20 protein-coding genes are annotated in these 26,072 nt (G+C 68.9%); 10 read left to right on the top strand and 10 right to left on the bottom strand.

Translation table 11 applies throughout. The features are described from left to right. Window positions 1-15: 15 nt before the first annotated feature. The gene (locus EBB59_RS04890; RefSeq protein WP_245979059.1) at window positions 16-609 is read right to left on the bottom strand and encodes an inorganic diphosphatase; all 594 of its coding nucleotides are present in this window, start codon (window positions 607-609) and stop codon (window positions 16-18) included. Between the two features lie 53 nt (window positions 610-662). Continuing rightward, window positions 663-2,015 carry a purple acid phosphatase family protein gene (locus tag EBB59_RS04885; protein ID WP_245979058.1) on the bottom strand — a complete coding sequence of 451 codons (1,353 nt, stop codon included), beginning with the start codon at window positions 2,013-2,015 and terminating at the stop codon, window positions 663-665. A gap of 311 nt (window positions 2,016-2,326) precedes the next feature. Here EBB59_RS04885 and EBB59_RS04880 point away from each other — a divergent pair, with 311 nt between their 5' ends. Together EBB59_RS04880 and upp are read left to right on the top strand one after the other, a co-directional pair. Further along, a complete protein-coding gene (locus EBB59_RS04880) occupies window positions 2,327-5,173 on the top strand; it encodes a TonB-dependent receptor (protein ID WP_122101027.1) in 2,847 nt (948 codons plus the stop codon). A 106-nt stretch (window positions 5,174-5,279) separates the two neighbouring features. Beyond that, window positions 5,280-5,912 carry a uracil phosphoribosyltransferase gene (upp, locus tag EBB59_RS04875; RefSeq protein ID WP_122101026.1) on the top strand — a complete coding sequence of 211 codons (633 nt, stop codon included), beginning with the start codon at window positions 5,280-5,282 and terminating at the stop codon, window positions 5,910-5,912. A 400-nt stretch (window positions 5,913-6,312) separates the two neighbouring features. Here upp and EBB59_RS04870 read toward each other — a convergent pair whose 3' ends face one another. Next, window positions 6,313-7,203, bottom strand: a complete 891-nt coding sequence (locus EBB59_RS04870) for an MBL fold metallo-hydrolase (protein ID WP_122101025.1) — start codon at window positions 7,201-7,203, stop codon at window positions 6,313-6,315. 133 nt (window positions 7,204-7,336) lie between these two features. Here EBB59_RS04870 and EBB59_RS04865 point away from each other — a divergent pair, with 133 nt between their 5' ends. The 3 genes from EBB59_RS04865 (at window position 7,337) to EBB59_RS04855 (ending at window position 12,451) form a co-directional block, all read left to right on the top strand. After that, window positions 7,337-9,514, top strand: a complete 2,178-nt coding sequence (locus EBB59_RS04865) for a M1 family metallopeptidase (protein ID WP_122101024.1) — start codon at window positions 7,337-7,339, stop codon at window positions 9,512-9,514. Next, entirely contained in the window at window positions 9,511-10,416 is a 906-nt protein-coding gene (locus tag EBB59_RS04860; protein WP_211327689.1) for a hypothetical protein, read from the top strand. Before EBB59_RS04865 ends, EBB59_RS04860 begins: the two co-directional genes overlap by 4 nt. Before the next feature lie 223 nt (window positions 10,417-10,639). Continuing rightward, window positions 10,640-12,451 carry a DUF885 domain-containing protein gene (locus EBB59_RS04855; protein ID WP_122101022.1) on the top strand — a complete coding sequence of 604 codons (1,812 nt, stop codon included), beginning with the start codon at window positions 10,640-10,642 and terminating at the stop codon, window positions 12,449-12,451. A 267-nt stretch (window positions 12,452-12,718) separates the two neighbouring features. On the opposite strand, the gene EBB59_RS04850 is transcribed toward EBB59_RS04855, so the two are convergent. The 4 genes from EBB59_RS04850 to EBB59_RS04835 form a co-directional block, all read right to left on the bottom strand. After that, window positions 12,719-14,323 (bottom strand): serine hydrolase, encoded by a 1,605-nt coding sequence (locus tag EBB59_RS04850; protein WP_122101021.1) that lies wholly within the window; start codon window positions 14,321-14,323, stop codon window positions 12,719-12,721. 64 nt (window positions 14,324-14,387) lie between these two features. Next, complete coding sequence (gene hutU, locus EBB59_RS04845; protein WP_122101020.1) at window positions 14,388-16,058, bottom strand: urocanate hydratase; 1,671 nt, start codon at window positions 16,056-16,058, stop codon at window positions 14,388-14,390. Between the two features lie 71 nt (window positions 16,059-16,129). Further along, on the bottom strand, window positions 16,130-16,489 hold the full coding sequence (locus tag EBB59_RS13760; RefSeq protein ID WP_158601713.1) for a hypothetical protein: 360 nt from the start codon (window positions 16,487-16,489) through the stop codon (window positions 16,130-16,132). A gap of 3 nt (window positions 16,490-16,492) precedes the next feature. Next, entirely contained in the window at window positions 16,493-16,828 is a 336-nt protein-coding gene (locus EBB59_RS04835) for a hypothetical protein (RefSeq protein ID WP_122101018.1), read from the bottom strand. A 150-nt stretch (window positions 16,829-16,978) separates the two neighbouring features. Here EBB59_RS04835 and EBB59_RS04830 point away from each other — a divergent pair, with 150 nt between their 5' ends. The 3 genes from EBB59_RS04830 to EBB59_RS04820 all read left to right on the top strand — a co-directional run bounded on the left by EBB59_RS04830 (window position 16,979) and on the right by EBB59_RS04820 (window position 20,341). Beyond that, window positions 16,979-18,220 carry an alkaline phosphatase family protein gene (locus EBB59_RS04830; protein WP_122101017.1) on the top strand — a complete coding sequence of 414 codons (1,242 nt, stop codon included), beginning with the start codon at window positions 16,979-16,981 and terminating at the stop codon, window positions 18,218-18,220. Window positions 18,221-18,347: 127 nt separating this feature from the next. Further along, window positions 18,348-19,850 carry a DNA-3-methyladenine glycosylase 2 gene (locus tag EBB59_RS04825; RefSeq protein WP_122101016.1) on the top strand — a complete coding sequence of 501 codons (1,503 nt, stop codon included), beginning with the start codon at window positions 18,348-18,350 and terminating at the stop codon, window positions 19,848-19,850. Further along, on the top strand, window positions 19,847-20,341 hold the full coding sequence (locus tag EBB59_RS04820; protein WP_122101015.1) for a methylated-DNA--[protein]-cysteine S-methyltransferase: 495 nt from the start codon (window positions 19,847-19,849) through the stop codon (window positions 20,339-20,341). Before EBB59_RS04825 ends, EBB59_RS04820 begins: the two co-directional genes overlap by 4 nt. A gap of 9 nt (window positions 20,342-20,350) precedes the next feature. Here the strand turns inward: EBB59_RS04820 and EBB59_RS04815 are convergent, their stop codons facing one another. Next, the gene (locus tag EBB59_RS04815; RefSeq protein WP_122101014.1) at window positions 20,351-21,595 is read right to left on the bottom strand and encodes a formimidoylglutamate deiminase; all 1,245 of its coding nucleotides are present in this window, start codon (window positions 21,593-21,595) and stop codon (window positions 20,351-20,353) included. A gap of 131 nt (window positions 21,596-21,726) precedes the next feature. On the opposite strand from EBB59_RS04815, the gene hutI reads away from it, so the two are divergent. Continuing rightward, a complete protein-coding gene (gene hutI / locus EBB59_RS04810; protein WP_122101075.1) occupies window positions 21,727-22,974 on the top strand; it encodes an imidazolonepropionase in 1,248 nt (415 codons plus the stop codon). Between the two features lie 70 nt (window positions 22,975-23,044). Here the strand turns inward: hutI and EBB59_RS04805 are convergent, their stop codons facing one another. Together EBB59_RS04805 and EBB59_RS04800 are read right to left on the bottom strand one after the other, a co-directional pair. Then, window positions 23,045-23,212 carry a 30S ribosomal protein THX gene (locus tag EBB59_RS04805; protein WP_122101013.1) on the bottom strand — a complete coding sequence of 56 codons (168 nt, stop codon included), beginning with the start codon at window positions 23,210-23,212 and terminating at the stop codon, window positions 23,045-23,047. Window positions 23,213-23,308: 96 nt separating this feature from the next. Continuing rightward, the gene (locus EBB59_RS04800) at window positions 23,309-23,740 is read right to left on the bottom strand and encodes a MerC domain-containing protein (protein ID WP_122101012.1); all 432 of its coding nucleotides are present in this window, start codon (window positions 23,738-23,740) and stop codon (window positions 23,309-23,311) included. A gap of 79 nt (window positions 23,741-23,819) precedes the next feature. On the opposite strand from EBB59_RS04800, the gene EBB59_RS04795 reads away from it, so the two are divergent. Further along, window positions 23,820-26,048: a TonB-dependent receptor gene (locus tag EBB59_RS04795; protein ID WP_122101011.1), complete on the top strand. Its 2,229-nt coding sequence runs from the start codon at window positions 23,820-23,822 to the stop codon at window positions 26,046-26,048. Window positions 26,049-26,072 lie beyond the last annotated feature (24 nt).

Here is a 26,072-nt window from a genome sequence, read left to right as displayed (position 1 = left end):
CGCCCACCCCAAGGGTCAGCGCCGGCCTTCGAAACGCTGCAACGCCTCGCCGATCAAACGCTTCGCCTCCGCCGCATCGCCCCAGCCGTTCAATTCAATCTTTTTTCCACCCGCCGGCAACTGCTTGTAGACGCGGAAGAAGGCTTCGATGCGGTCGATTTCCGCCTTCGGCAAATCCTTGAGATCGCGGATGCCGGCATAACTGGCGTCCACCTTGTCCACCGGCACGCCGACGATCTTCTCGTCGGCCTCGCCACCATCGACCATGCGCAGCACGCCCAGCGGGCGGAAGCGGATCAGCGCCCCGGGATGCAGCGGCGCGCGGCTCAGCACCAGTGCGTCCAGCGGATCGCCATCGCCGGCCAGGGTGCGCGGCATGGCGCCGTAATTGGCCGGATAAGCCATCGGCATGGCGATGAAGCGATCGACGTGCAACAAGCCGTCCTCACCGATCTCGTACTTGGTGAAACCGCCGGCGGGAATCTCGATGGCGACGCGCGCTTCTTCCGGCGCGTTCTCCGGCTGCGCGGCATGGAACGGATGCACCCAGGCCGGCGGCGCGGCGATGGCGGCGATGGGAAGCGCGAGACAGCAGGCAAGCGTCGACATCCGGAGCATGCGGGGGTTCCAGTGGCGGTGATGAAGGGCGCGGCCGCGCCGGCTCATTCCCAACAGCGATCCTTGCGGCCGCCCAGGGTGGCATCGCGATGCGCGCAATCGCGCTCGGCGATGCGGCCTTCGCGGTGCTCGACGAGCCGCTTTCGGCCATCGGCGGCGCGGACGATCTCGAAATCGTCGTAAAGCCGGCCGGTGACGGTGCGCGCCTGGTAACGCAGCCGCTGGCCATCGATACGCAGCACCTGGAAGAGCTGGGTGTCCTCCGCGGTCGGCGCCATGCCGCGCCGGGCCGCTTCGGACAAGCGGTATTGCTTCGGCCCGGCCACGGTGACGATGTACTGCGGCAAGGTTTGTCCGGGCCGGTCGCCGCTGCGGCGGCCATAGGTGTGGTCGTGTCCTTGCAGCACCAGATCGACCCGATGCTTCTCGATCACCGGCATCAGCCCCGCGCGCAGTTCGTCGCTGGCGCCACGGCCGCGCGGCGAATACATCGGCTGGTGAATCAGCACGATCGACCACGGATTCGGGTTCGCGGCCAGCACGCCGTCGAGCCAGCGCGCCTGTTCGCGCAGGCTGCCGAGATCGAGCGCGGAAGTACCGTCGAGCACCGCCACGCGCACGCCCTGGGCGTCGAACCAGTAGGTGGTCTCACGGGTGTGCGCGCCACGCGCGCCATTGTCCGGCAGGGCGAAGCCGTGCTTCCAGTGCCCGCCGAGGACACGTCTTTCGCGCGGGGTGTCCTCGAACTCCTCCCAGTATTCGTGGTTGCCCGGCGCCGGCGCGACCAGCATCACGCCCGGCAGGTCGCCGGCGGCCTCGAACCACTCGCCCCATTCGTTGTCGTCGGTCGCCTCGCTGACCAGGTCGCCGGCATACAGCGCCAGCATCGCATCGGGCGCGTGGCGCATCGCTTCACGCACCACCCGGCCGACGTGGCTCAGGTTCTTGTTCTGCGTATCGCCGAAGTACAGCAGGGTCATCGGTTTGCCGGCCGCGGCGGCGGTGCGCAACTGCCGCCAGCCGCTCCAGGCGCCCGCGCCCTGCACGCGGAACATATAGAGCGTATCGGGCCGAAGGCCATCGACATCGGCGCGATGCGCGTGCGCCTTGCCGGTATTGGCGCTGAAGGCGCGTGTGCGCGCGACGACGCGGCGCGGCTGGCCGACGTCGGGCGAATCGGTGGCGACGAGGATTTCCAGCACCGGCGAATCCACCTCGTCGTTGGTGCGCCAGTTCACCGCGAAGCCGGTGGAGGCGTCCTGCGCCGGCGTCGCCACGATGCGGTCGGGCATTTCGCTGGCCACGTAGCGGCGCGTATCGGCCGGCACCGCCAAATTGGGTTCGTTACCGCCCGGCTGTTGGGCGAAGGCGTTGCCGCCGGCGATCGACAGCGCCAGCGCGGCGGCGCACGAAAGAGGAATCAGAAGAGGGAATCGGCTCACGGATTGGCTCGGTGATGGCGGCGGCGGCTTGTCTCACGACGAATTCGCCAGCCTAGCGATGCCGTGTTGCAAGCAGTTTTCACCGGAAGGCTTGCAGGAAAAAAGCAATAAATCGATCACCGAAGCGTCATGGAGCCACCCCACACTCGCTGGCCGGCTCAACCGGCACATGGAACGCGCGCATCGTGCCACGCCCATCGTTCGCCCCCCACCCGCTGGTCGCAACACGATGCCACGGGAGCCGCCGCCATCCACCTGGAGATTCCATGCACCTGTACCGCTCCGCCCTCGCACTGGCGATCGCTTCCACCCTGGCATTCCCGCAGCTCGCGCGCGCCGGCGACGCCCAGGCCGATTCGCTTGCCATGGCCGCCAGCGCCGGCACCCTGTTCGGGCAGGTCAAGGAAGCCGCGCGCGGCGTATACCTGGATGGCGCCATCGTCAACATCGCCGGCCGCCAGGCGCGCACCGACGGCAACGGCGGCTTCCGCCTCCACGGCCTGCCCGCCGGCACGCACACGCTGACCATCGACTACCTGGGTTACCAGCCCCACAGTTCGCAAGTCACGATCAGCCCCAGCGCCGCCACCCGCGCCGACGTCACCCTGCGCAGCACCACCGATGCCGGCAGCCTTGAGCGCGTAGTGGTGCGCGGCCAGCGCGGCGCCCAGGCGCTGGCGCTGAACCAGCAGCGCGCCAGCGGCCACTACGTCAACGTAGTGTCGGCCGACCTGCTCGGCCAATTTCCCGACAACAACATCGCCGAGTCGACCCAGCGTATCCCCGGCGTCTCGATCGAACGCGACCAGGGCGAGGGCCGCTACGTCACCGTGCGCGGCGCGCCGAAGGAGTTCACCACCGTCTCCATCGACGGCGTGCAGTTGGCCAACCCCGACCAGGCCAGCCGCGGCGTGGAACTCGACACCATCCCCTCCGACGTGATCGCCGCGCTGGAAGTCACCAAGGCGCTGACGCCGGACATGGACGCCGACGCCATCGCCGGCAACATCAACATCAAGACTCAGAGCGCGCTCGATCGCGACGGCACGATCCTCCGCGCCTCGCTGGGCGCCGGCAAGTTCCAGCTCGGCAACGGCGACAACCAGCGCGCCGCCGCCACCCTCGGCCAGCGCTTCGGCGCCGAGCACAACATCGGCGTGCTGGTCTCCGCCTCGCACAGCAGGCAGGGCCGCTTCACCGACAACGTGGAAACACTGTATTTCACCGATGCCGGCCGCATCCTGCCGGAGGAAGTGCAGATCAAGGACTACGAGGGCACCCGTACCCGCACCGGCGTGACCGGCCGCTTCGATTTCCGCATCGACCCGGACAACCTGGTGTATTTCATCGCCTCCAGTTCGCGCTTCCGCGACCACGAGTTCCGCGACAACCTGATCATCACCATGGACAGGCATGGCGCGGCCGCCAACGAAACGTCCGGCACCGCGCGCGCCACCTTCGACAAGGAACTGCGCGAGCGCACCTACGACAAGACCATCAAGACCTTCAACCTGGGCGGCGAGCACTGGTTGGGCGACTGGAAGGCCGAATGGCAGGCATCGCGGAGCAAGGCCGAGAAGGAGGCCAGCCCGCGTATGCAGTACGTCTTCCGCTCCAGCGTGCGGCCGAACATGCGCTACGACTACGGCAATCCCGACTTCCCGGTCTGGGCGATCCAAGGCCGCGCCGACGCCCCCGCCACCGGCGTGGCGCTGCCGGAAAGCTGGTTCGGTTTCCGCCGCCTCAACGACCGTTACGAATTCGGCGACGAGCGGGAAACCGGCCTACGCCTCGACCTGACCCGCGCCCAGACCTGGCTTGGCCATGATGGCGACATCAAATTCGGCCTGCGCGCGCGCCTGCGCGACAAGTCCTTCGACGACGAGCGCTACCGCAATGACAACGCTGCCGATTTCGCCAGACTCGGCATCGGCATGTCCGACATGCTGTGCAGCGATCTCGGCCCTTCCGACAATTTCGGGTATTTCCACGCCGGCCGCCGCTTCTGCCGCGACATCTTCCGGCGATACGCCGGCCCGCTCACCGGCAGCGCCAACAGCAAGCGCCAGATCCAAAGCTCGATCACCGGCGATTACCGCGCCAGCGAAAACGTCCACGGCGCCTATTTCCGCCTCGACGCGCGCTGGGACGCGCTCAGCCTGATCACCGGCTTGCGCTACGAGCGCACCCGGCTGAGCGGCGAGGCCAGCCACTTCGACACCCAGACCGGAACCGCCACGCCGCAACGCGTCAGCCGCGGCTACGGCCACTGGCTGCCAAGCGCGCACCTGCGCTACGAATTCGACGAGGACAGCATCCTGCGCGCCTCGTACTCCACCGCGTTGAACCGTCCCGATTTCATGCACACCGCGCCATACCGGACGTTCGGGGAGCGCGAAGTCGATGCCGGCGGCATCGCCCTGCGCGACGTCAGCGAAGGCAATCCGGCGGTGAAAGCCGCCTACGCGCACAACCTGGATGTCTCCTTCGAGCACTATCTGCGCCCGCTCGGCCTGCTTTCGGCCGCGCTCTTCTACAAGCGCATCAGCGACCCGCTGTTCGTCACCACCCTGACCCTCGCCACGCCGGCCACGCCGACCGAACCGGCCACGCGCACCCGCATCACCCGGCCCGAGAACGGTGGCAATGGCCGCATACACGGGCTGGAACTGGCCTGGCAGCAGACCTTCGACAAGCTGCCCTCGCCGTTCGACGGCCTTGGCGTGTACGCCAACTACACCTGGGCCAAGTCCAGCGCCGAGTTGCCCTTTGGCGGCGGCAAGACCGAATTGCCGGGCACCTCGCGCCACAACTACAACTTGGCGCTGTCGTACGAAAAGTACGGCTTCAACGCGCGCCTGGCCTATACCTACCGCAGCAAGTTCATCCAGACCTTCGATATCGCCCAGCCGGCGCTCAACGTGTATTGGAACGGACGCGCCAGCGTCGATTTCAGCACCAGCTACCGCTTCAACAAGCAGTGGCAGGTCTTCGCCGAAGCCAACAATCTGACCGACAGCCGCCAGGTGCGCTTCCAGGGCGCGAGGGGCCAGGTGCTGGAGATGGAAGGCTTCGGGCGCTCGTGGCTGGCCGGGGTCAAGTTCGAATACTGATCATGACGCGACGCCCCGACGCGGAGGCCGGAAAATTCCGGCCTCCGTCGTTTTGAAACGCGCGTGGCTGCGGCAGAATGGCCGCATTCCAACGCCGGGTACCCCCATGAAAGTCATCGAAGTCCGCCATCCGCTGGTCCAGCATAAGATCGGCCTGCTGCGCGATGCTTCGCTTTCCACCCGGGAGTTCCGCGAACTGGCCGGCGAACTCGGCACCCTACTGGCATACGAGGCCACCGCCGACCTGGATACCGAGCCGGCCATCGAACGGGGCTGGGCCGGCAAGGTGGAAGTACGGCGCATCGCCGGGGCCAAGATCACTCTGGCGCCGATCCTGCGCGCCGGGCTGGGCATGCTGCCGGGCGTGCTGTCCTTGATTCCCAGCGCCAAGGTCAGCGTGCTCGGCCTGCAACGCGACGAGGAAACCCTGCAAGCCCTGCCCTATTTCGAGCGCATGGCCGGGCGCATGGACGAACGCGATGCGTTGATCCTCGACCCGATGCTCGCCACCGGCAACACGCTCATCGCCGCGGTGGAGATGCTCAAGCGCGCCGGCGCGCGGCGGATCAAGGGCGTCTTCCTGGTCTGCGCGCCGGAGGGATTACGCACGCTGGAAGCCGCGCATCCCGATGTCGAGGTCTATACCGCCGCCATCGACGAGCGGCTGGACGAACATGGCTACATCCGTCCCGGCCTGGGCGACGCCGGCGACCGCATCTTCGGCACGCGCGGCGACTGAAGCGTCCCGCCACCAATGCGCCTCCGCCGAATCCTGGGCCGACAGCACGCGCGCGGCATCGGTATCACCCGGCAATTCATGCCGTAGGAAGACGGTACCGACATCGTGGGCGCATGGCGCCATGCCCGGCCCGGCCCGGCCCGGAAACACTACACCACGCCACCCGGGCCGCCATCGTGGTGGCACGCAACGACGATACCTGCGACGGCACGTTGGCCGTCGGCGCAGCCAGCCAGTGCCTGTGGCGGCATCGCCAGCAGCAGTCACATGACGGCAAGCAGGCCACGGAACATCGAACGCGTCCTCATTCGGAAACCCCAGTGGGGAGCCACTCCAGTCTGCGCGACATGCCGCACCGTCAGGATCCGATGGCCACCGGAACCCGCTGCCGCAAATCACTTCACGCCGCCAGCGCACGCGCCTTCAGTTCCGCCACCTCGTGGGTGGTGCCGAAGCGCCCGCGCGCGTCGCGCGTCACCCGCGCCAACGCGCAATCGGGGTCGTGTGTGAAGTAGAGATGCACGTCGCGCGCCAGCATTTCTTCGAGAAACACGCGCTTCTCGTCGATCAACAATTCGGCGTTGCGGTCGTAGCCCATGGTGATCGGCACGTGTACCCACGGCCGGCCGGGAATCAGGTCGGCGCAGAACGCCACGCCGCCACGCGCCTCGCCATCCACCCATTCGGGGCCGACGATCTCGGCAAGCATCAGCCCCGGCGTATGCCCCTGGCTGTAGTGGAAGCGCACCGTCTCGCCCAGCGCCCGGCAGTGCGCGCCATCGACGATCTCCAGCCGGCCGCTGGCTTCGAGCAGATCGTTCAGCTCCGGGATGAAACTGGCGCGGTCGCGCGGGTGCGGCTCACGTGCACGCTGCCAGCAGCCGCGACTGACCACGAACGTGGCGTTGGGAAACAGCAGCGCCGGCGGCCGGCCCTCGGCCCACGGCGCCAGCAGGCCGCCGGCGTGATCGAAATGCAGATGCGAGAGCACCACCACGTCGATGTCCTCATGGCCGAAACCGGCCTCCCGCAGCGAATCCAGCAGCACGTGGCGCTCTTCCCGCACGCCATAGCGCTCGCGCAGCTTCGGCTCGAAAAACGCGCCGATGCCAGTCTCGAACAGCACCGTCTTGCCGGCCAGGGGCGCGGCCAGCAGGGCGCGGCAGGCCAGCGGAATGCGGTTGAGTTCGTCGGCGGGGATCCACTTCCGCCACATCTCGCGCGGGGCGTTGCCGAACATCGCGCCGCCATCGAGTTTCTGCGAATTACCGAGGATCGACCAAAGCTTCATCGTCCGTCTCCCGTTGCCGTCCGGCGATTCTACGCCGTCTCCAAACACGCCAGCGCGCGCGGCGAGCGCCCGCCGCGCTTGCCGCGATGCGGGCGATGCCTCACCCTGCGAGGTTTCCCGGCGGAAGCCCCTGATGCCGATACGCGCCCTCGCCCGCCTCGCCCTGCTGGCGACGCTCGCCACGCCGCTGCAAGCCCGCACGCCCACGGCCGCAAGCACCCGCTGCGCCGACATCCCCTTCGCCGCCGCCGATGCCGGGGCGGTGGCCGTGCCGAGCGCCCCCGATGCCTGGGGCGGCCCGCGCGGCGGCGACACGCCGACGCTTTCCAACCGGGTGGCGAATTACCGCATCCACGCCACGCTGGACCCGCTCAGGCACACCATCGAGGGCAGGCAGCAACTCACCTGGAAGAACCGCGGCGCGCAGCCGGTGTGCAGCGTCTACCTGCATCTTTATCTCAATGCCTTCGAATCGGGCGGCAGCACCTTCATGACCGAGCGCCGCACGCGCGGCTTCGGCTTCCGTTCGGACGCGAAAATCAAAGACGGCGACTGGGGCTACACCCGCCTGAAGCGCGTCGCGCAGGGCGGACGGGCGGTGAAATGGGCCTTCGTGCAGCCCGATGGCGGCCCGAAGACCGACAAGACCGTGGTACGCCTCGACCTGCCCGCGCCGGTCGCCCCCGGGGCCATCACCACGCTCGACATCGACTTCTTCAACCAGTTGCCCCGGGTGGTGGCGCGCACCGGCCACTTCGGCAGCTTCCACCTGGTGGCGCAGTGGTTCCCGAAGATCGGCGTACTGGAGCTGGCGGGCGAGCGCGGCGCCACCGCCCCGCGCTGGAACGTGCACGAATTCCATCTGCACAGCGAGTTCTACGCCGATTTCGGCCGTTACGACGTCAGCATCACCGTGCCCTCGGACTACACCGTCGGCGCCACCGGCGAACTGACCGGGACGCCGGTGAAAAAAGACGGCCAGACCACCTATCGCTACGTGCAGGGCGACGTCCACGATTTCGCCTGGACCGCCGACAACCGTACCGCCAAGCCGCTGGAAGCCACCTGGACCCGCCCCGGCGGCGAGCCGGTCAAGGTGCGCGTGCTGTTTCCGCCGGAATACGCCGACAACGCGCCGGTCGTGCTCAAGGCCGCGCTGGACTCGCTCACGTATTTTTCCGACACCCTCGGCTGCTACCCCTACCGCACCGTGACCGCGGTGATCCCGCCGCACAACGCGGCCGAAGCCGGCGGCATGGAATATCCCACCTTCTTCACCGCCGACAACACGCTCGATTACACCCCCGGCGGCATCGAGCAATACAGCCTGGAATTCGTCACCGTCCACGAATTCGGCCACGGCTATTTCCAGGGCATCCTCGCCAGCAACGAGTTCGAAGAACCGATGCTCGACGAAGGCGTCAACCAGTACTGGAACAGCCGGATGCTGGCCGACCGCCGGCAGCCGGTCAACCTGCTGCCGGGCTGGCTGGCGCGCTGGACGCCGCCGCCGCGCATCGCGCCGTTCGATCTCGACCGCCTACTCGCACAGCTCGCATCGCCGCTCGACCCGCTGGGCGCCAACAGTTGGGAGCGCCGCTCCAGCGCCAGCTACGGCACGGTCTATTCGCGCACCTCGACGATGATGGCGGGCATCGAACGCCAGGTCGGGCGCGAGGCGATGGCCCGCGCGATGAAGCACTACTACCAGCGCTGGAAGTTCCGCCACCCCTCCATCGCCGACCTGCGCGAAGCCCTGATCGAAGGCACCGGCCAGCGCGAGGTGATCGAACGCACGTTCGCGCAGACCGTGTACGGCGCCGAGAAAGTGGACGACCGCATCGACGCCTTCAGCAGCACCGAGGAGCTGCCGGTGCCGGGCCACGCCGGCGAGCACGGCAAACCGGTCTCCGCCAAAACCCGCGGCCGGGCCATCGCCAATGCGCGCCAGGCATGGGCGAAGGCGCATCCCGACGCCCGGCCCGGCGTCGGCGGGCCGTATCCCTATCGCACCACGGTGGTGGTGAAACGCGCCGGCGCCGACGTGCCGCAAACATTGGTGGTCAGCTTCGCCGACGGCAGCCGGGAAACGGTGCGCTTCGCCGGCCAGCGCCACTGGTTCCGCTGGAGCTGGGTCAAACCGGCGAAAGCGGTGAAAGCCGAACTCGACCCCGACCGGCTGCACCCCCTCGACCGCTCGCGGACCGACAACGCGCGCGCGCTCGAACCCAACCACGAGGCCGGCCGCCATTACGGCCGGCGCATGCTGGCCTGGATGCAGCTCGCACTGGCCTGGATGATGGGCGCTTGAGCATGCACCGACCGACTTCCCGTCCCGCCATTGGCGGCTTCCACGCACTGGCCGGCGCGCTCGCCGGCGGCTTTCGCCACTGGCGCCTGCTGCTGTTGTGGTGGCTGGCCGGCTTGTTGCCGGCCGCGCTCGCCGCGCAGTCACTGTCCTCGCTGATGAACCGCGCGTTCGGCTTCCATCCCGAGGCCGGCCGCATCGCTGCCGACACCGATGTCGCCGCGCTCGCCGATGGTCTGATGGGGCTGGGCGACAACGCCGCCAATGCGTTCTCCGGTGTGCTGTCCGGCACCGCCTTCGCCTTCCTGCTGGCCACCCTGCTGGCGCCGTGGGCGGCCGGCATGCTGGTCGCCAGCCTGCGCGAAGGCCGCGCGCTGGCTTTCGGCGAACTATGGCTGGGCGGCTGGCGCGAATACGGACGAATGCTACGGCTGTGGCTGGTCGCGTTGCTTCCCTCGGCGCTGGCTGGCATGACCGTCATATTGGCCTTCATCTGGGCCTGGCAGGGCGAAGAACGGCAGATACTCGAAGCCACCGCCCGCCAGCGCGGACACATCGCCCTCGCCATTGCCGCGATCGCCGGCCTGCTGGTCTACGCCAACCTCGAAGCCGGGCGCGCCGCGTTCGTCCGCGACCCGGCCCTACGCTCGGCCTTCCACGCCTGGCTGCGCGGCCTTCGCCTGCTGTGCCAGCGCCCGTTCGCGGTGCTGCTGGCGGTCGCGCTCACCCTGGCCGCCTCGCTGGCGTTGAATGCGCTGCCGCTCATGGCCGCGCCGGCACACGCCTCGGGGACGGCGATGCTGCTCGCCACCCAACTGGCGGTGCTGGCGATGGGTTGGCTGCGGGTCGCACGGCTGTCGGCGCTGAGCGCGATCACGCCCGCATCGACGCCCCCGGCGCGGTGAGCGCACCGGGCGAAGCCAAGACCGCCCGAACCCAAGGCCACGGCCAACACCCGGCAGGGAAACGTGGCCGCCCGCATCGGCGTCATCAGCGCACCGGGCGAAGCCAACCATCGAACCAAAAACCACGGCCAGCCCCGGCGGCCGTCCGCTGGCGGCGGCAAGAAGCGCAGACGCCGCTCGCATCGGCGTAATCTTGGCGGCTTCGCAGTTCTGGAGAGCCGCCATGCCGCACCGTTTCGCCACCGCCACCCTGGCCGCCGCGTTGGCCGCCGGATGCGCCCTCGCGTCCCCCTCGCCGACATCGCCCACCGCGCCCGCGCCCGCGTCCGCGCCACAGGCCGACGCCAATACCGCCTTCACCCGGCTTTCGGAAGACTGGCTGGCCGGGATGCTGGCGCGCTCGCCGGTTTCCGCCACCGCCATCGGCGAGCACCGCCACGATGGCGAGATCGACGACCTGTCGCCCGAAGGCCGGGCCGAATCGCTGGCTTTCGCCCGCAAGTTGCTGGCCCGCCTCGACGCCATCGACCGCGCCCGGCTCAACCGCGACAACCAGGTCGATGCGCTGATCCTCCGCAACCAACTGGCATCGGATATCTGGAACATCGAAACCCTGCAAAGCTGGGCCTGGGACCCGCAGCTCTATGGCAGCCTGGCCGGCAGCGCCATCTACGGCCTGATGGCCCGCGAGTTCGCGCCGATGCCCGAACGGCTGAAATCCGCCACGCTGCGGATGGAGAAGCTGCCGGCGCTGTACGCGCAGATGCGCGCCAACCTCGACCCGGCGCGGGTGCCCAAGATCCACGCCGACACCGTGGCGAAGCAGAACGGCGGCGTGCTGGCGCTGGTCGAACAGTTCGTCCTGCCCAACGCCGGGCAACTGAAAGGCGCCGAGCGCAAACGGCTCGACGACGCCATCGTCGGCCTGCGCGCGGCCGTCGCCGAGAACCAGACCTGGCTGGACAAGACACTGGCGCCGAACGCGCGCGGCGATTTCCGCCTGGGCGCCGAGCGCTACGACCGCAAGTTGAAGTTCTCGCTCAACTCCGCGCTCTCGCGCGCCGAGATCAAGCAGCGTGCGGAATCCGAGCTGCTGCGCGTGCGCGGCGAGATGTACGGCATCGCGCGGACGGTGCTGAAAGGCCGGCGCGGCGCCCCGCCACTGCCGGCGAAACCGACCCCGGCGCAGCAACAGAAAGCCATCGAGGCCGCGCTGGAGCTGGCCTACGCCGAACGCCCGGCGCGCGACCAAGTGGTGCCGTTCGCGCGGCACACGTTGCGGGTCGCCACCGATTTCGTCCGCCGGCACGACCTGGTGACGGTGCCCGACGACCCGGTCAAGATCATCCTGATGCCGGAATTCCAGCGCGGCGTGGCGGTGGCCTACTGCGATTCGCCCGGCCCGCTCGACAAGGGCCTGGATACCTACTACGCCATCTCGCCGATCCCCGAGGACTGGAGCGACGCGCAGACCGACTCCTTCCTGCGCGAATACAACGACCGCATGATCCACCTGCTGTCGATCCACGAAGCGATGCCCGGCCACTACCTGGAGGGCGCGCACTCCTCGCGCGCCGGCTCCACCCTGCGCACGGTGCTGCGCTCCGGCCTGTTCGCCGAGGGCTGGGCGGTCTACACCGAGAAAATGATGGCCGACGCCGGCTACCTCGACCACGATCCGCTGTTCCGGCTAGTGCAGTTGAAGTTCTACCTGCGCACCATCGGCAACGCCATCCTCGACCAGGGCGTGCACGTCGATGGCTGGAGCCGCGCCAAGGCGATGGACTTCATGACCCGGCAGACTTTCCAGCAGGAGCGCGAGGCCGCCGGCAAATGGGTGAGGGCGCAGCTCACCTCGGCCCAGTTGCCCACTTATTTCGTCGGCGCGCAGGAGCACTTCGACACCCGTCTCGCGGCCGAGGCCAAGGCGGGCGCGGCATTCAACCTGAAGCGCTACCACGACCAGGTGCTGGCGCAGGGCGCGCCGCCGGTGCGCTTCGTGCGGCAGTTGCTGCTGGACGAGCCGATCCGCTGACTCGCGGCGTCGGGAAAAGCGGAAGCCCATTGCCCGGCGCCCACGGGCGCCGATGCCCGTCCAACCACCGACGGCCGGCCACCGGGGTGGGCCGTCGCCGATCCACGGCCAGCCGCGCATCGGCCACGCATGGCGTCCGCCATCGGCCCACCCGGCGCTAACCGGCCACGTCGCCAGCACCCGGCCCGCCACGCGCCGGCGCGCGGCCACGGCGAACCGCCGCCAACGCCTGCCGGGGGCCGCCATCCTCCGCGTTCGGCCCACGCCTTACGGCGCCGCCATCACCGGCGCGAACCGCAAATCCTGGAAATCGAAACTGAAATCGGTCTTGGGCGAGACCGGCTTCATCCGCATCTCGCGGATCGTGCCGTCCGGCTCCAGCGCGAAATAGACGAAGGCATCGGCGTTGAGCGTGCGGTCATCCCAGCGCACGATGAAACTGTCGTGCTGCCAGTGCTCCAGCCGGCCACTGAGCGCCGGCGTGCGCGAGAACCGCATCGATAAACCCTTGCCCTCCCGACGAACGAAGACATCGCCGTACCACGGGTCGCGCCAGGTGCCGACATACCTCGCCAGCGGCAGCGAAGGCTTCGATTTCGCATCGCGCGCGGCGCTGAGCTTCTTCCAGGATTCGTCGGCCAGGGCATCGGCCTTGGCGACGGCCTTGGCGTAGGCGTCGAGCCAATCGTGGCGCGCGCCGCCCAGCATCATGTCCAGCGCCTCGTAAGTGAGCGCGTTGAACGCCGCGCCCGCCTCCTGGTTGGTCAGCACCACCACGCCGATCTTCCGGCCCGGCACCAGCGTCAGGCGAGAGACCATGCCCGGCCAGCCACCGGTATGCCAGACCAGCTTCTCGCCACGGTAATCGGACAGCATCCAGCCTTCGCCATAGCCGAGGAAATTCGGCACCATCGGCTGGAGTTCCGGCACCGCCGGCTCGGCCACCGCGATCGGCGTCAGCATCGTCCACATGCGGCGCTGGCGAGCGGCCGGGAACAGGCGTTTGGCCGAAGCGCCCCGGCCCGAAATCACGCCGTTGGCGAGTTGCACGTTCATCCATTTGCCCAGGTCGTGCACGCTGGCGTACAGCCCCCCGGCCCCGGCGACGTTGCGCCACGACAATGTGCCGACCGTGACCAGCGATTTGCCGAAATCGGGCCTGGCGTGGCCGGTGGCGACATTGTCGCCCGGCTTGAGGTCGTCACTGTTGTAGCGGGTCTCGCGCATACCCAGCGGTGCGAAGATGCGCTCCCGCAGGAAATCCTTGAACGATTGCCCGCTGGCCTGTTCCACCACCAGTTGGGCCACGCCGTAGAGAATGTTGTCGTAGGCGTACTGGCCGCGGAATTGGCCGGTCAGCGGCACGTTGGCCAGGCGTTCGGCCACCTCGCGGTTGCTGTAGTCGCTGGGCGGCCAGAACAGCAAGTCGCCGGCGCCGAGCGACAGCCCGCTGCGGTGCGCCAGCAGATCACGCACGCGCATCTCGCGGGTGACATAGGGGTCGCCCATGCGGAACCAGGGCAGGTGGTCGATGACCCGATCGTCCATGTCCAGCTTGCCATCCTCGGCCAGCATCTCCAGCGCGGTGGCGGTGAAAGCCTTGGTGTTGCTTGCGATGGCGAACAGGGTATGGGCATCCACCGGGGCCGGCTTGCCGACCTCGCGCAGCCCGTAGCCGCGCGCCGTCACCACGCGCCCATCCTGGACGATGGCCACCGCGATGCCGGGCACGTCGAAGCGCTTCCTGACCGCCTCGACGCGGGCATCGAAGGCCACCAGGCGGGCGTCGTTCACGGTCGCGGGCGCCGTTTGCGCGACCAGTACGGGGATGGGCGCCCACGCCAGTGCGAGGGCGAGCAGGAGTTCACGCATGCCGGGCTCCAAGCAGAAAAAAGACCGCCGCCAGTCTAGCCGGCGGCGGCCATGCCAGGCCGGCTCAGAGCATCGGCAGCTTCAGACCCTGCGCGCGGGCGCAGTCGCGGGCGATCTGGTAGCCGGCATCGGCATGGCGCATCACGCCGGTGCCGGGGTCGTTCCACAGCACCCGGGCGAGGCGCCGGTCGGCGGCCTCGCTGCCATCGCAGACGATCACCACGCCGGAATGCTGGGAGAAGCCCATACCGACCCCGCCACCGTGATGCAGGCTGACCCAGGTCGCGCCGCCGGCGACGTTCAACATGGCGTTCAGCAGCGGCCAGTCGGACACCGCGTCCGAGCCATCCTTCATCGCTTCGGTTTCGCGGTTGGGCGAGGCGACGCTGCCGGAATCCAGATGGTCGCGGCCGATCACCACCGGCGCCTTCAATTCGCCGTTGCGCACCATTTCGTTGAAGGCCAGCCCCAGCTTGTGGCGCAGCCCCAGGCCCACCCAGCAGATGCGCGCGGGCAGGCCCTGGAAGGCGATCCGCTCGCGCGCCATGTCCAGCCAGCGGTGCAGCGCGGGATCGTCGGGGATCAATTCCTTGACCTTGGCGTCGGTCTTGTAGATGTCCTCGGGATCGCCCGAGAGCGCCACCCAGCGGAACGGGCCGATGCCGCGGCAGAACAGCGGACGCACATAAGCGGGCACGAAGCCCGGGAAATCGAACGCATCCTCGCAGCCTACGTCGAAAGCCATCTGACGGATGTTGTTGCCGTAGTCGAAGGTGGGCACCCCCATCCGCTGGAAGGCGAGCATCGCCTCGACGTGCACGCGCATCGATTGCTTGGCGGCGTCGCGCACTTGTTCCGGGCGGGTCTTCTGAGCGGCTTCCCACTGTTCGAGCGTCCAGCCGATCGGCAGGTAGCCGTGCACCGGGTCGTGCGCCGAGGTCTGGTCGGTCACGGCGTCCGGGCGCACCCCACGCCTGACCAGCTCGGGCAGGATGTCCGCCGCGTTGCCCAGGAGGGCGATGGATTTCGCTTCGCCCGCGGCGGTGTACCGGGCGAGGCGGGCCAGCGCGTCGTCCAGATCGACGGCCTGCTCGTCCACGTAGCGGGTGCGCAGGCGGAAATCGATGCTCGACTGCCGACACTCGACGTTGAGCGAACACGCCCCGGCCAGCGACGCCGCCAGCGGCTGCGCGCCGCCCATGCCGCCGAGGCCGGCGGTGAGAATCCATCTGCCGGCGAGATCGCCGCCGTAATGCTGGCGCCCCATCTCCACGAAGGTTTCGTAGGTGCCCTGCACGATCCCCTGGCTGCCGATGTAGATCCACGAACCGGCGGTCATCTGGCCGTACATCATCAAACCCTTTTTATCGAGCTCGTCGAAGTGCTCCCAGTTGGCCCAGTGCGGCACCAGATTGGAGTTGGCGATCAACACGCGCGGCGCATCGGCATGGGTCGGAAACACGCCCACCGGCTTGCCGGACTGCACCAGCAGGGTTTCGTCATCGCCCAGGGTCTTCAGCGTTTCCAGAATCAGGTCGTAGCTGGCCCAGTCGCGCGCGGCACGACCGATGCCGCCATAGACCACCAGATCCCCGGGCTTCTCCGCCACTTCCGCATCCAGGTTGTTCTGCAACATGCGGAAGGGCGCTTCGGTCAGCCAACTGCGGCAGGTGAGCTCGCTACCGCGCGGGGCGCGGATCTGGCGGGCGGGATCGTGGCGGGAATTCCGGGTCATCGGCGGGCCTCGTGGATCGGGAGCACGGGATTATCGCCGGGATCACCACACCCCGATAATCACCGGGATCATCACAGGCCGGCCGGCGGCACGCCGGAATCCTCCAGGCCAAGGCGAACCGCTGCCCGGGCCTGCCGACCAGCGCGTCCGGGATTCGCCGGGATTCGCCGGGATTCGCCGGATTCGCCGGATTCGCCGGATTCGCCGGATTCGCCGGATTCGCCGGATTCGCCGGATTCGCCGGATTCGCCGGATTCGCCGGATTCGCCGGATTCGCCGGATTCGCCGGATTCGCCGCCATCCCGCTCCAGCCGCCGCGATGGCACCTCACTGGCGTTCTCGCGGCCCAACGGTACGGCCGCGCCGACGGCGGCCAAAAGCCGGCAACCCTGGACGGTGCGGGCGTATCCGGCGAGTCGGCCAAAAAGCACGCGTCAGCGTATCGCCGGGTCCAGCCGCCTCAGGGCGTCGGCCAGGTCGATCGCGCCGGTGCGATCGATCTCTTCGCGGGTATGGACGCGTCCAGCCACGGGCGCGCAAGGCGCGCTGTCGCGGCGCGTGTCGGCGGTGCGCGGGCGCTGCTGACGGGCGGCCGTGATACGCGAGCCGGTGTGACGCAGGCAACGAGGATCGTCCCAGCCGCCGGCCCGGCTTTCGGCGGCCCGGCTTCCATCGCGCGCGGTATCGGCGGTATCGGCGGGCGCGGACTGCGCCCAAGCCCCGGGGGCGAGGACCAAGAGGCCGGAGATCATCCAGTAACGGGCTTTCATCGGGCTTCCTCCAGTTGGGGTCGTCAACCTTACTCCGCCGACAGCGCTCATGGCATTTACGTGACCCGGTATTCAGTCCGTATTGAACGAACTGGCTTGCAACAGAAACGACGCCCGTCACGACTAGACCGTCACGACTAGAATCGCGCGATGACATCCCAACGCCCGCCGCGCGACATCGGCCTCGCGCTCCTCGTCCTCGCCGCCCTCTCGGGCTGCGCCCACCGCCCCGCCGAATCCCAGCCCCCGGCGTTGCTGCTGATCTCCATCGATGGCCTGCGCCCGCGCGACATCACGCCCGAGCAGATGCCAAACCTGTCGCGGCTGGCCGAATCCGGCGTGCGCGCCGAGGGCATGCGGCCCTCCTATCCCTCGCTCACCTTCCCCAACCACTACACCCTCGTCACCGGACTGCGGCCGGATCGCCACGGCATCACCCACAACAGCATGCGCGACCACGAACTGGGCGAGTTCCGGCTGTCCAGACGCGAGGCGGTGGAAGATGGCCGCTGGTGGGGCGGCGAACCCATCTGGAGCACCGCCGAGAAGGCCGGCCTGCGCACCGCCACGCTCTACTGGCCCGGCAGCGAGGCGTCGATCGCCGGCATGCGCCCGCGCCAATGGCATCACTTCGATGCCGCCACCACACCGCAATGGCGCGCCGGCACCGTGGCCGATTGGCTGCTGGCGCCAGCCGCCACCCGCCCGGCCTTCGCCACCCTGTATTTCGACAAGGTCGATCACGCCTCGCACCATCACGGCCCCGACTCGCCCGAAGCCCGCCACGAACGCCACGACACCGATGCCGCCATCGGCCAACTGCTCGAACGGCTGCGCGAGGCCGGCGCCCTGGCCCGCACCAACATCGTCGTCGTCTCCGACCACGGCCTCGCCGAGGTGCCGCCAGGCAACGTCGTGGCGGTGGAGGACATGGCCACGGTCGAGGAAGCCCGCGTCGATTCCCTGGGCCAGGTAGTGACCTTCGCGCCCAACCCCGGCTTCACGGCGCAGGTGGAAAAACGCCTGCTCGGCCGCCACTCGCATTACCAATGCTGGAAGAAGGCCGAACTGCCGCCGCGTTGGCATTACGGCCGCCACCCCCGCGTGCCGCCGATCGTCTGCCAGATGGACGAAGGCTGGGACGCCCTGCCGCGCGCCCAACTGGAAAAGCGGCGCGCCGAAGGCATGCGCGGCTCGCACGGCTACGACCCCGCTCTGCCCTCGATGCGGGCCAGCTTCATCGCCCACGGCCCCGCGTTCCGACCCGGCGCGCGACTGCCTGTCTTCGACAACGTTGACGTCTATCCGCTGCTCATGAAGCTGATCGGCCTGCGCCCGGGCCCCAACGAGGGCGATGCCCGCACCTTCGCCCCGGCACTGACCGGGCGGTGAACCGCCACCGGCATTGATGTCCGAAAATGGCGGGCACAGGGGCCAGACCGGCGGCAGACTGCCCGCATCGCCCGTAAGAACCGCCATGCGCCCCGCTCCTCCCCGCCCGCCAAACCGTTCGCGCCGGATGACCACGCCCCCGCCGCCACCCGCGCCCGGGCCGGCCCCACCGCCGGTCGCCCTTTGCGAACAGGCCCGGCGCGCGCGCGATGCGCGTTTCGACGGCGTGTTCTTCACCGCGGTCAAGACCACCGGCATCTACTGCCGGCCAGTCTGCCCGGCGCCGGCGCCCAAGGCGGCGAACGTCGAATACTTCGCCCATGCCGCCGCGGCCGAGGCCGCTGGCTACCGGCCCTGCCTGCGCTGCCGCCCGGAACTCGCCCCGGACGCTGGCGGCTGGCGGCGCGGCGAGCACATCCTGGCGCGCGGCCTGCGCCTGATCGAGGACGGCCTGCTCGACGACGCGCCGATGGCCCGGCTGGCCGAACGCCTGCACGTTGGCGAGCGCCATCTGCGGCGGCTGTTCGTGGCAACGCTCGGCGTCACCCCACAGCAGGTGCAGGGCACGCGCCGGCTGCTGTTCGCCAAACGACTCCTGACCGAAACCGCGCTCCCCGTCACCGATGTCGCGCTGGCCGCCGGTTTCCGCAGCCTGCGCCGTTTCAACGATGCCTTCGCCAACGCCTACGGCATGCCCCCCGGCCGGCTGCGCCAGTCCGCCGACGCCCCGCCCGATCCCGGCCCGCTGCGGCTGAAGCTGGGCTACCGGCCACCGTTCGATTTCCGCGCCAGCCTGGCCTTTCTGCGCGCGCGCGCCCTGCCCGGCATCGAACGCGTCGACGACGACGCTTATACGCGCGTAATCGATGCCGCCGGCGCTTGGCTGGAGCTGCGCGAATGGGGGTCGGACGAACCGGCGCTACGGCTGTCGCTATACGGCCTCGCCCCGGCGATGTTGCCCGGCATCGTGCGGCGGGTACGGCGGATGTTCGACCTGGATGCCGATCCCCAAACGATCCAGGCCCGCCTGGGCGACGACCCATTGCTGACGCCACTGATCGCCCGCCATCCCGGCCTGCGCCTGCCTGGCGGCTGGGATGGCTTCGAAGTGGCGGTGCGCGCCGTGCTGGGCCAGCAGGTCAGCGTTGCCGCCGCCGTCACACTGGCGCGGCGGCTAGTGGCGAAACATGGCGAAGCGCTCGCCAATCCGGTCAACGATCAATTGCACACGCTGTTTCCCTGCCCGGCGCGGCTTGCCGCCGCCGACCTCGCCCACGTCGGCCTGCCGGGCAAACGCGCGGCCACGCTGCAAGCATTGGCCCGGGCCGTGCGCGATGGCCGGGTCGATTTCCGTAGCGAACAACCGCTGGACGAATTCGTCGCCCGCTGGCGCACGATTCCCGGTATCGGCGACTGGACCGCGCACTACATCGCGCTGCGCGGCCTGCACCATCCCGATGCCTTCCCGGCCGGCGACCTGGTACTACGCAAACAGGCCGGTGGCGGCGCCGCCCTCACCGAAAAACAGTTACTCGCACGGGCCGAAGGTTGGCGGCCGTGGCGCGGCTATGCGGTGATTCAGCTCTGGCGCGCGGCCGCCGCGGCCCCCCTCAAGGAACCCACGCCATGACCACGCATTTTCAGCATCTCGACAGCCCGGTCGGGCGTCTGCTCGTCGCCACCGACGACGACGGCCTGTGCGCGATCGAATTCCCCGCCAACCGCCATCCGGTGAAGCGCGTGGGCGCTTGGCGCGAAGCGCCGCACCCGCTGATCGATGCCACCGCACGCCAACTCGACGAATATTTCGCCGGCCAGCGCCGAGCATTCGAGCTGCCGCTGGCGCCGCGCGGCACCGCCTTCCAACTGCGCGTATGGCAGGCGCTGCGGACGATCCCGCATGGCGACACCTGGAGCTATGCGCGGCTGGCCGAGGCCATCGGCCAACCCACGGCGGCGCGCGCGGTGGGCGCGGCGAATGGCCGCAACCCACTGCCGATCATCGTGCCCTGCCACCGCGTCATCGGCGCCGGCGGCGCGCTGACCGGCTTCGGCGGCGGTCTGCCGACCAAACAGTTCCTGCTGCGGCTGGAAGGCGCGCTGCCCGCCGATCTGCTCTAGCCGGCAATCTCAATCGCCCAGCAATCGCGCGACGGCGGCCCGGTAATCGGCCAGCACTTCCTCGCGCTTGTGGTGGCGGCCATCGCGCACCACCTCCACGCCGGCCACGCACACTGCCTTCACCACGTTGCGATTGCCGGCAAACAGCCAGCGGTCGGCGACGTCGGACGCGTTCGCGCCGATCAGCGCCGGTGCTTCGGCATCCAACACGATTTCGTCGCGGACATCGAAACCGGCCGAATCCGCGGCACTCGCCCATGCGCCGGACAGCAACGTCTCGCCCACGCTCGGCATCGCCGCACTCGAAGCGATGTTGCGGCGGCCGGTGACGAGACGCTGACCGTATTCCAGCCAGCGCAGTTCCTCCACCGGCGAGACCGACACGTGGGAATCCGAACCGATGCCCCAGCGGCCACCGGCATCGAGGTAATCGCGCAGCGGAAACAGCCCGTCGCCGAGGTTGCCCTCGGTAGTGGCGCAGATCGCCACCGTGGCGCCGCTGGCGGCGACCTCGCGCAGCTCGGCCGCGTCCAGGTGGGTGGCGTGCACCAGTGTCCAGCGCGCATCCACCCGCGCCTGCTCCAGCAGCCATCGCACCGGCCGGACGCCGCGCAGCGCAAGCGACGCCTCCACTTCCGCCCGCTGCTCGGCGATATGGATGTGGATGCGCGAGTCCGCCGGCAACGCCGCCAGTACCTCGCCCATCGCCGCCGGCGGTACCGCGCGCAGGCTGTGCAGGGCGCAGCCAACACGCAGACACGCGTCCTGTTCCCCGCGCAACGTATCCAGCAGGCGCAGGTAGTCCTCGGCCGAATGGCCGAAGCGCCGTTGCCGTTCGGACAGCGCACGGCCATCGAAACCGCCGCTCATGTACAGCACCGGCAGCAGCGCGAGGCGGATGCCGGTCGCGCGCGCGGCCTCGATCAACGCCCGCGACATCGCCGCACGGTCGTCGTAAAAGCCACCATCGCGGCGATGGTGCAGATAGTGGAACTCGCAAACCGTGGTGTAGCCGGCTTCCAGCATCTCCACGTACAACTGCGCGGCGACCGCGCGCAAGGTTTCGGGCGTGAAGCGCGCAGCCATCGCGTACATGGTTTCGCGCCAGGTCCAGAAGGAATCGGCGGGGTCGCCCTGGCGCTCGGCCAGGCCGGCCATCGCACGCTGGAAAGCATGGGAATGCAGATTGGCGATGCCCGGCAGACGCCAGCCACGCGCATCGCGGAGAATCGGGCCGGCGGGATTCGTCGTCATCGACCGATTGTAGGCGCTGGGTTAGGCTTCACGCACGAAAAAGGCCGCTCCCGGCCATGGCATGCCGCGCGCCGTCCGACGGCCCTGGCGGCGGCGCGAAGACACAGGTGACGACGACAGCGAACATGGCGATGAAGGAAACGGACGCGACAACCACGCCCCTGGACGACGACAGCGGTCTGCTGCTCGGCGTGACCCTGGCCACGCTCGAGGGCGAATCAGGCTACGGCTTGATCGAGGACGCGGCACTGGCCTGGCGCGATGGCGTGCTGAGCTATGCCGGCCCGCGCGACGCCTTGCCGGAAGCCATCGTCGATGCCAGCGACACCACCATCGAAACCACCGGCCTCATCACGCCCGGCCTGATCGATTGCCATACCCACATCGTGTTCGCCGGCGACCGCGCCGGCGAGTTCGAAATGCGCCTTCAAGGCGAAAGCTACGAGGAAATCGCCCGCGCCGGCGGCGGCATCGCGGCCAGCGTCAACGCGGTGCGCGCGGCCAGCGAGGCATCGCTGTTCGCCGAATCGTTGCCGCGCGCGCAGGCGCTAATCCGCGACGGCGTGACCACGCTGGAAATCAAATCCGGCTACGGTCTCGACCTCGACAACGAACGCAAGATGCTGCGGGTCGCGCGCGCGCTCGGCGCCGCCTGCGGCATCAGCGTGCGCGCCACCTATCTCGGCGCGCACGCATTGCCGCCGGAATACCGGGATCGCGCCGACGAATATATCGACCGGGTGGTCGAATGGATGCCGATCCTCGCCGGTGAAGGGCTGGTGGACGCGGTGGACGCGTTCTGCGAAGGAATCGGCTTCACCCCGGCCCAGACCCGTCGCGTGTTCGAGGCCGCGCGCGTTCTCGGCCTGCCGGTCAAGCTGCACGCCGATCAACTGAGCGACCTCGGCGGCGGCGCGATCGCCGCCGGATTCGGCGGACTGTCGGCCGACCACATCGAACACACCAGCGCGGATGGCGTGCGGGCGATGAAGGCCGCGGGCACGGTCGCGGTGCTGTTGCCGGGCGCTTTCCACGTCCTGCGCGAAACCCGGCCGCCGCCGCTCGACGCCCTGCGCGCCGAGGGCGTGCCGATGGCGGTGGCGACCGACGCCAATCCCGGCACTTCGCCGCTGCTCTCGCTGCGCCAGGCGATGCAACTGGCCTGCACGCATTTCCGGCTGACGCCCGAGGAGGCGCTTCGCGGCACCACCCGCCATGCCGCGCGCGCGCTGGGGCTGCATCACGACCGCGGCGTACTGCGCGCCGGCATGCGCGCCGATTTCGTCCTGTGGTCGGTACGGCAACCGGCGGCGCTGTGCTACTGGCTGGGCGGCGAACTGTGCCAGGCGGTGTTCGCCGCCGGCCGGCGCATCGCCTGAGGGAAGCCGCTTCCCCGCCACGAAAAAGCCCCGCTTCACGCGGGGCTTCGCATGCGCCGGAAGGCTGGACTCAAGCGGCCTTGACGGCCTTCTTGGCCACGGTCTTCTTACCGGCGACCTTCTTCGCCACTGGAGCGGCAGCGGTGCCAGCGGCCTTGGCGACGGCCTTCGGACGGGCGTTGCCGTAGCTACAGTTGTAACGCTTGCCCTTGGCGGTCTTGCGGTCGCCCTTGCCCATGAGATGCTCCTGATATGGTTGGCCCGCGCACGCGGGAATTGAAATTGGGTAATCGCGAAGTCTAGCAGAAACGGGACTTTCGCTGATTGGCCGGGCTCAGCCCGCCGGCCCGGCCTCGACAAGGTCGGCCAGATGGCTGAGGCGCATATTGGTCAGATGCGCCGCCGCCAGCAAGAGACCGCCGGCCACCATCAGCCCGGCATGCAGCCAGGTTTGCGCATGGCCAAGACCGTGGGCGTGGAAAGGCCCGAAAGCGGCGAACCACAGCAGCCCCAGCGCCGGCAACAGCAATCCCCAGGCGCGATAGGCGCGGTGACGCCACCAGCCGATGGATAGCGTGGCCGCCGCCAGCAGGGTGGCGAAGACCACCACGCCCTGATCGATGTCGATCAACCCGCCCGCGCCGAGACCGAGCGTCGGCAGGATCGCCAACAGCAGCGGCATCGCCGCGCAATGGATCGCGCACAGCACGGAAGCCGCGAATCCAAGGCGGTCGGCTTGCTGCAAACGGGACAAGGGACGAGGCATGACTTCAGGACTATTGTTGGCAGGAATTGAAACAATATAACATTAGATACGTCTTCACCCCTCACTTTACCTGAAAAACATGTCCCCATTCGTTCACAACCACCCGCGTCCCCGCCGCCTGGCCCAGGCGCTGTTGTTGGCACTATCCGCACCGGTGCTGGCCACCGCTCAGGAAGCGCCATCCGACCCCCACCGCCAGTCCACCCGCGAGTTGGACCGGGTGGTGGTGACCGCCTCGCCATTGCACCAGACCGCCGCCGAGTTGAGCCGCCCGGTCGAAGTGCTGGCCGGCGAGCGCCTGGACGAAGCCAAATCGACCACCCTCGGCCACACGCTGGAACGCCTGCCGGGCATCCAGAGCACCTCGTTCGGGCCGGGCGTCGGCCGGCCGATCATTCGCGGCCTCGATGGCGCGCGTGTCCAGGTGGTCAGCGACGGCATGGGCAGCGGCGACGTATCCGCGCTCAGTGCCGACCATGCGGTCAGCATCGATCCCTTCCTCGCCAACCGGATCGAGGTACTGAAGGGGCCAGCCACCCTGCTTTACGGTAGTGGCGCGATTGGCGGCGCGGTCAACGTGATCGACGGCCGCACGCCCGACGCCCTGCCGGCCAGCCCCCTCAGCGGCCGCGCCGAGCTACGCGCCGGCAGTGTCGACCACGAACGTACCGGCATGTTCCGGCTCGATGGCGCCACCGCCACCGAAGGAAGCGGCTGGGTCTTCCATGCCGACGGCCTGCTGCGGGAAACCCGCGACAGCAAGATTCCGGGCCATGCCGAAAGCGCGACGCGGATGGCCGCCGAGGGCCAGCAACCCGACCCGGCCAAGCGGGGCGTTCTGCCCAACAGCGCCGTGCGCACCGCCAGTGGGTCGCTGGGGGCGAGCTGGGTGGGCGAGCGCGCCCACTTCGGTATCGCCACCCACCTGTTCAACACCCGCTACGGCGTGCCGGGTCACGAGCATGCAGCACACGATCACGGTCACGGCCATGGCCACGCGCATGACCATGAAGACGCGCATGGCGACGTACGCATCGGCCTTGACCAGCGCCGCCACGAGGTACATGGCGGCCTGAATGACCTGGGCATTTTCAAGACCGTGCGTTTCAAGTACGCCCGCACTCACTACACCCATACCGAGTACGAAGGCGCCCGCGTCGGCACTGTGTTCAACAACAAGACCGACGAAGGCCGTATCGAGCTGGTGCATCGGGATATCGCCGGCTGGCAGGGCGCGTTCGGCCTGCAAGGCGGCCACCGTGATTTCGACGCCACCGGCGATGAAGCCTTCGTAGCGCCGACCAACGGCCGCGACATCGGCGTGTTCTGGCTGGGCCAGCGCGCCTTCGGCCCGGTACGGCTGGAACTGGGCGCGCGCCACGACCGTGGCCGCATCGAAAGCACGCCCCTGGCGCTGCTGCCCGAGCGCCAGGCCCGCCGCGACTTCCACACCAACGCCTTTTCCGCCGCGTTGCGCTGGGACTTCAACGATGCGCTCAACTTCAAGCTCGGTCTCGACCGCGCTCAGCGCGCGCCGACCGCGGAGGAGCTGTATTCCAACGGCCATCACGTGGCCATCGGCGCCATCGAGATCGGCAATGACAAGTTGAAGCCGGAAACCGCCCATCGCCTGGAACTGGGCGCGGAATGGAAGCATGAGCACGTCCGCCTCGGCGTGTCCGCCTTCGTCGCCGAATACCGCGACTACATCCACGCCACCGCGCCGATGAGCGTGCGCCGCCCCGGCCAAACGCTGACCGATGGCGGTGTGCCGGTGCGCCTGTGGACGCAGCACGACGCCCGTTTCAGCGGTTTCGAGATCGAGTCGGTGTTCACGCTGTTCGATGGAGCACCGGGCCGCTTCGACCTGCGCCTCTTCGGCGACAGCGTGCGCGGCCGGCTGAAGGGCGGCGCAGACGAGGAAGTCCGCGTGCGCGTGCTGCACGGCGATCACACCCACAACCACCGCGCCATCGTGCTGGCCGGCGGCGACCTGCCACGGATCGCCCCGGCCCGCGTCGGCGGCGAGCTACGCTGGGAAGCCGCCGCGTGGCGCGCTTCGCTTGGCGCCATCCGCAGCCTCAGGCAGGATCGCGTGGCCGCCGGCGAAACCACGACGCCGGGCTATACGCTGGTCAACGCCCACCTGGCCTGGCACGGCGATACCGCCAGCGGCAACGGTTGGGAACTGTTCCTCGACGGCCGCAATCTGTTGAACGAAGAAGCGCGTCCGCACACGTCGTTCCTGAAGGACCTGGCGCCACTACCGGGCCGTGGCGTGGTGGCCGGCGTGCGCTTCTACTTCTAACGGGCACGAGGCGCGGATCGAACA

Source organism: Solilutibacter pythonis, assembly GCF_003697345.1.
Lineage (GTDB): Bacteria > Pseudomonadota > Gammaproteobacteria > Xanthomonadales > Xanthomonadaceae > Solilutibacter > Solilutibacter pythonis.
This window is presented reverse-complemented; position numbering and strand designations above follow the sequence as displayed.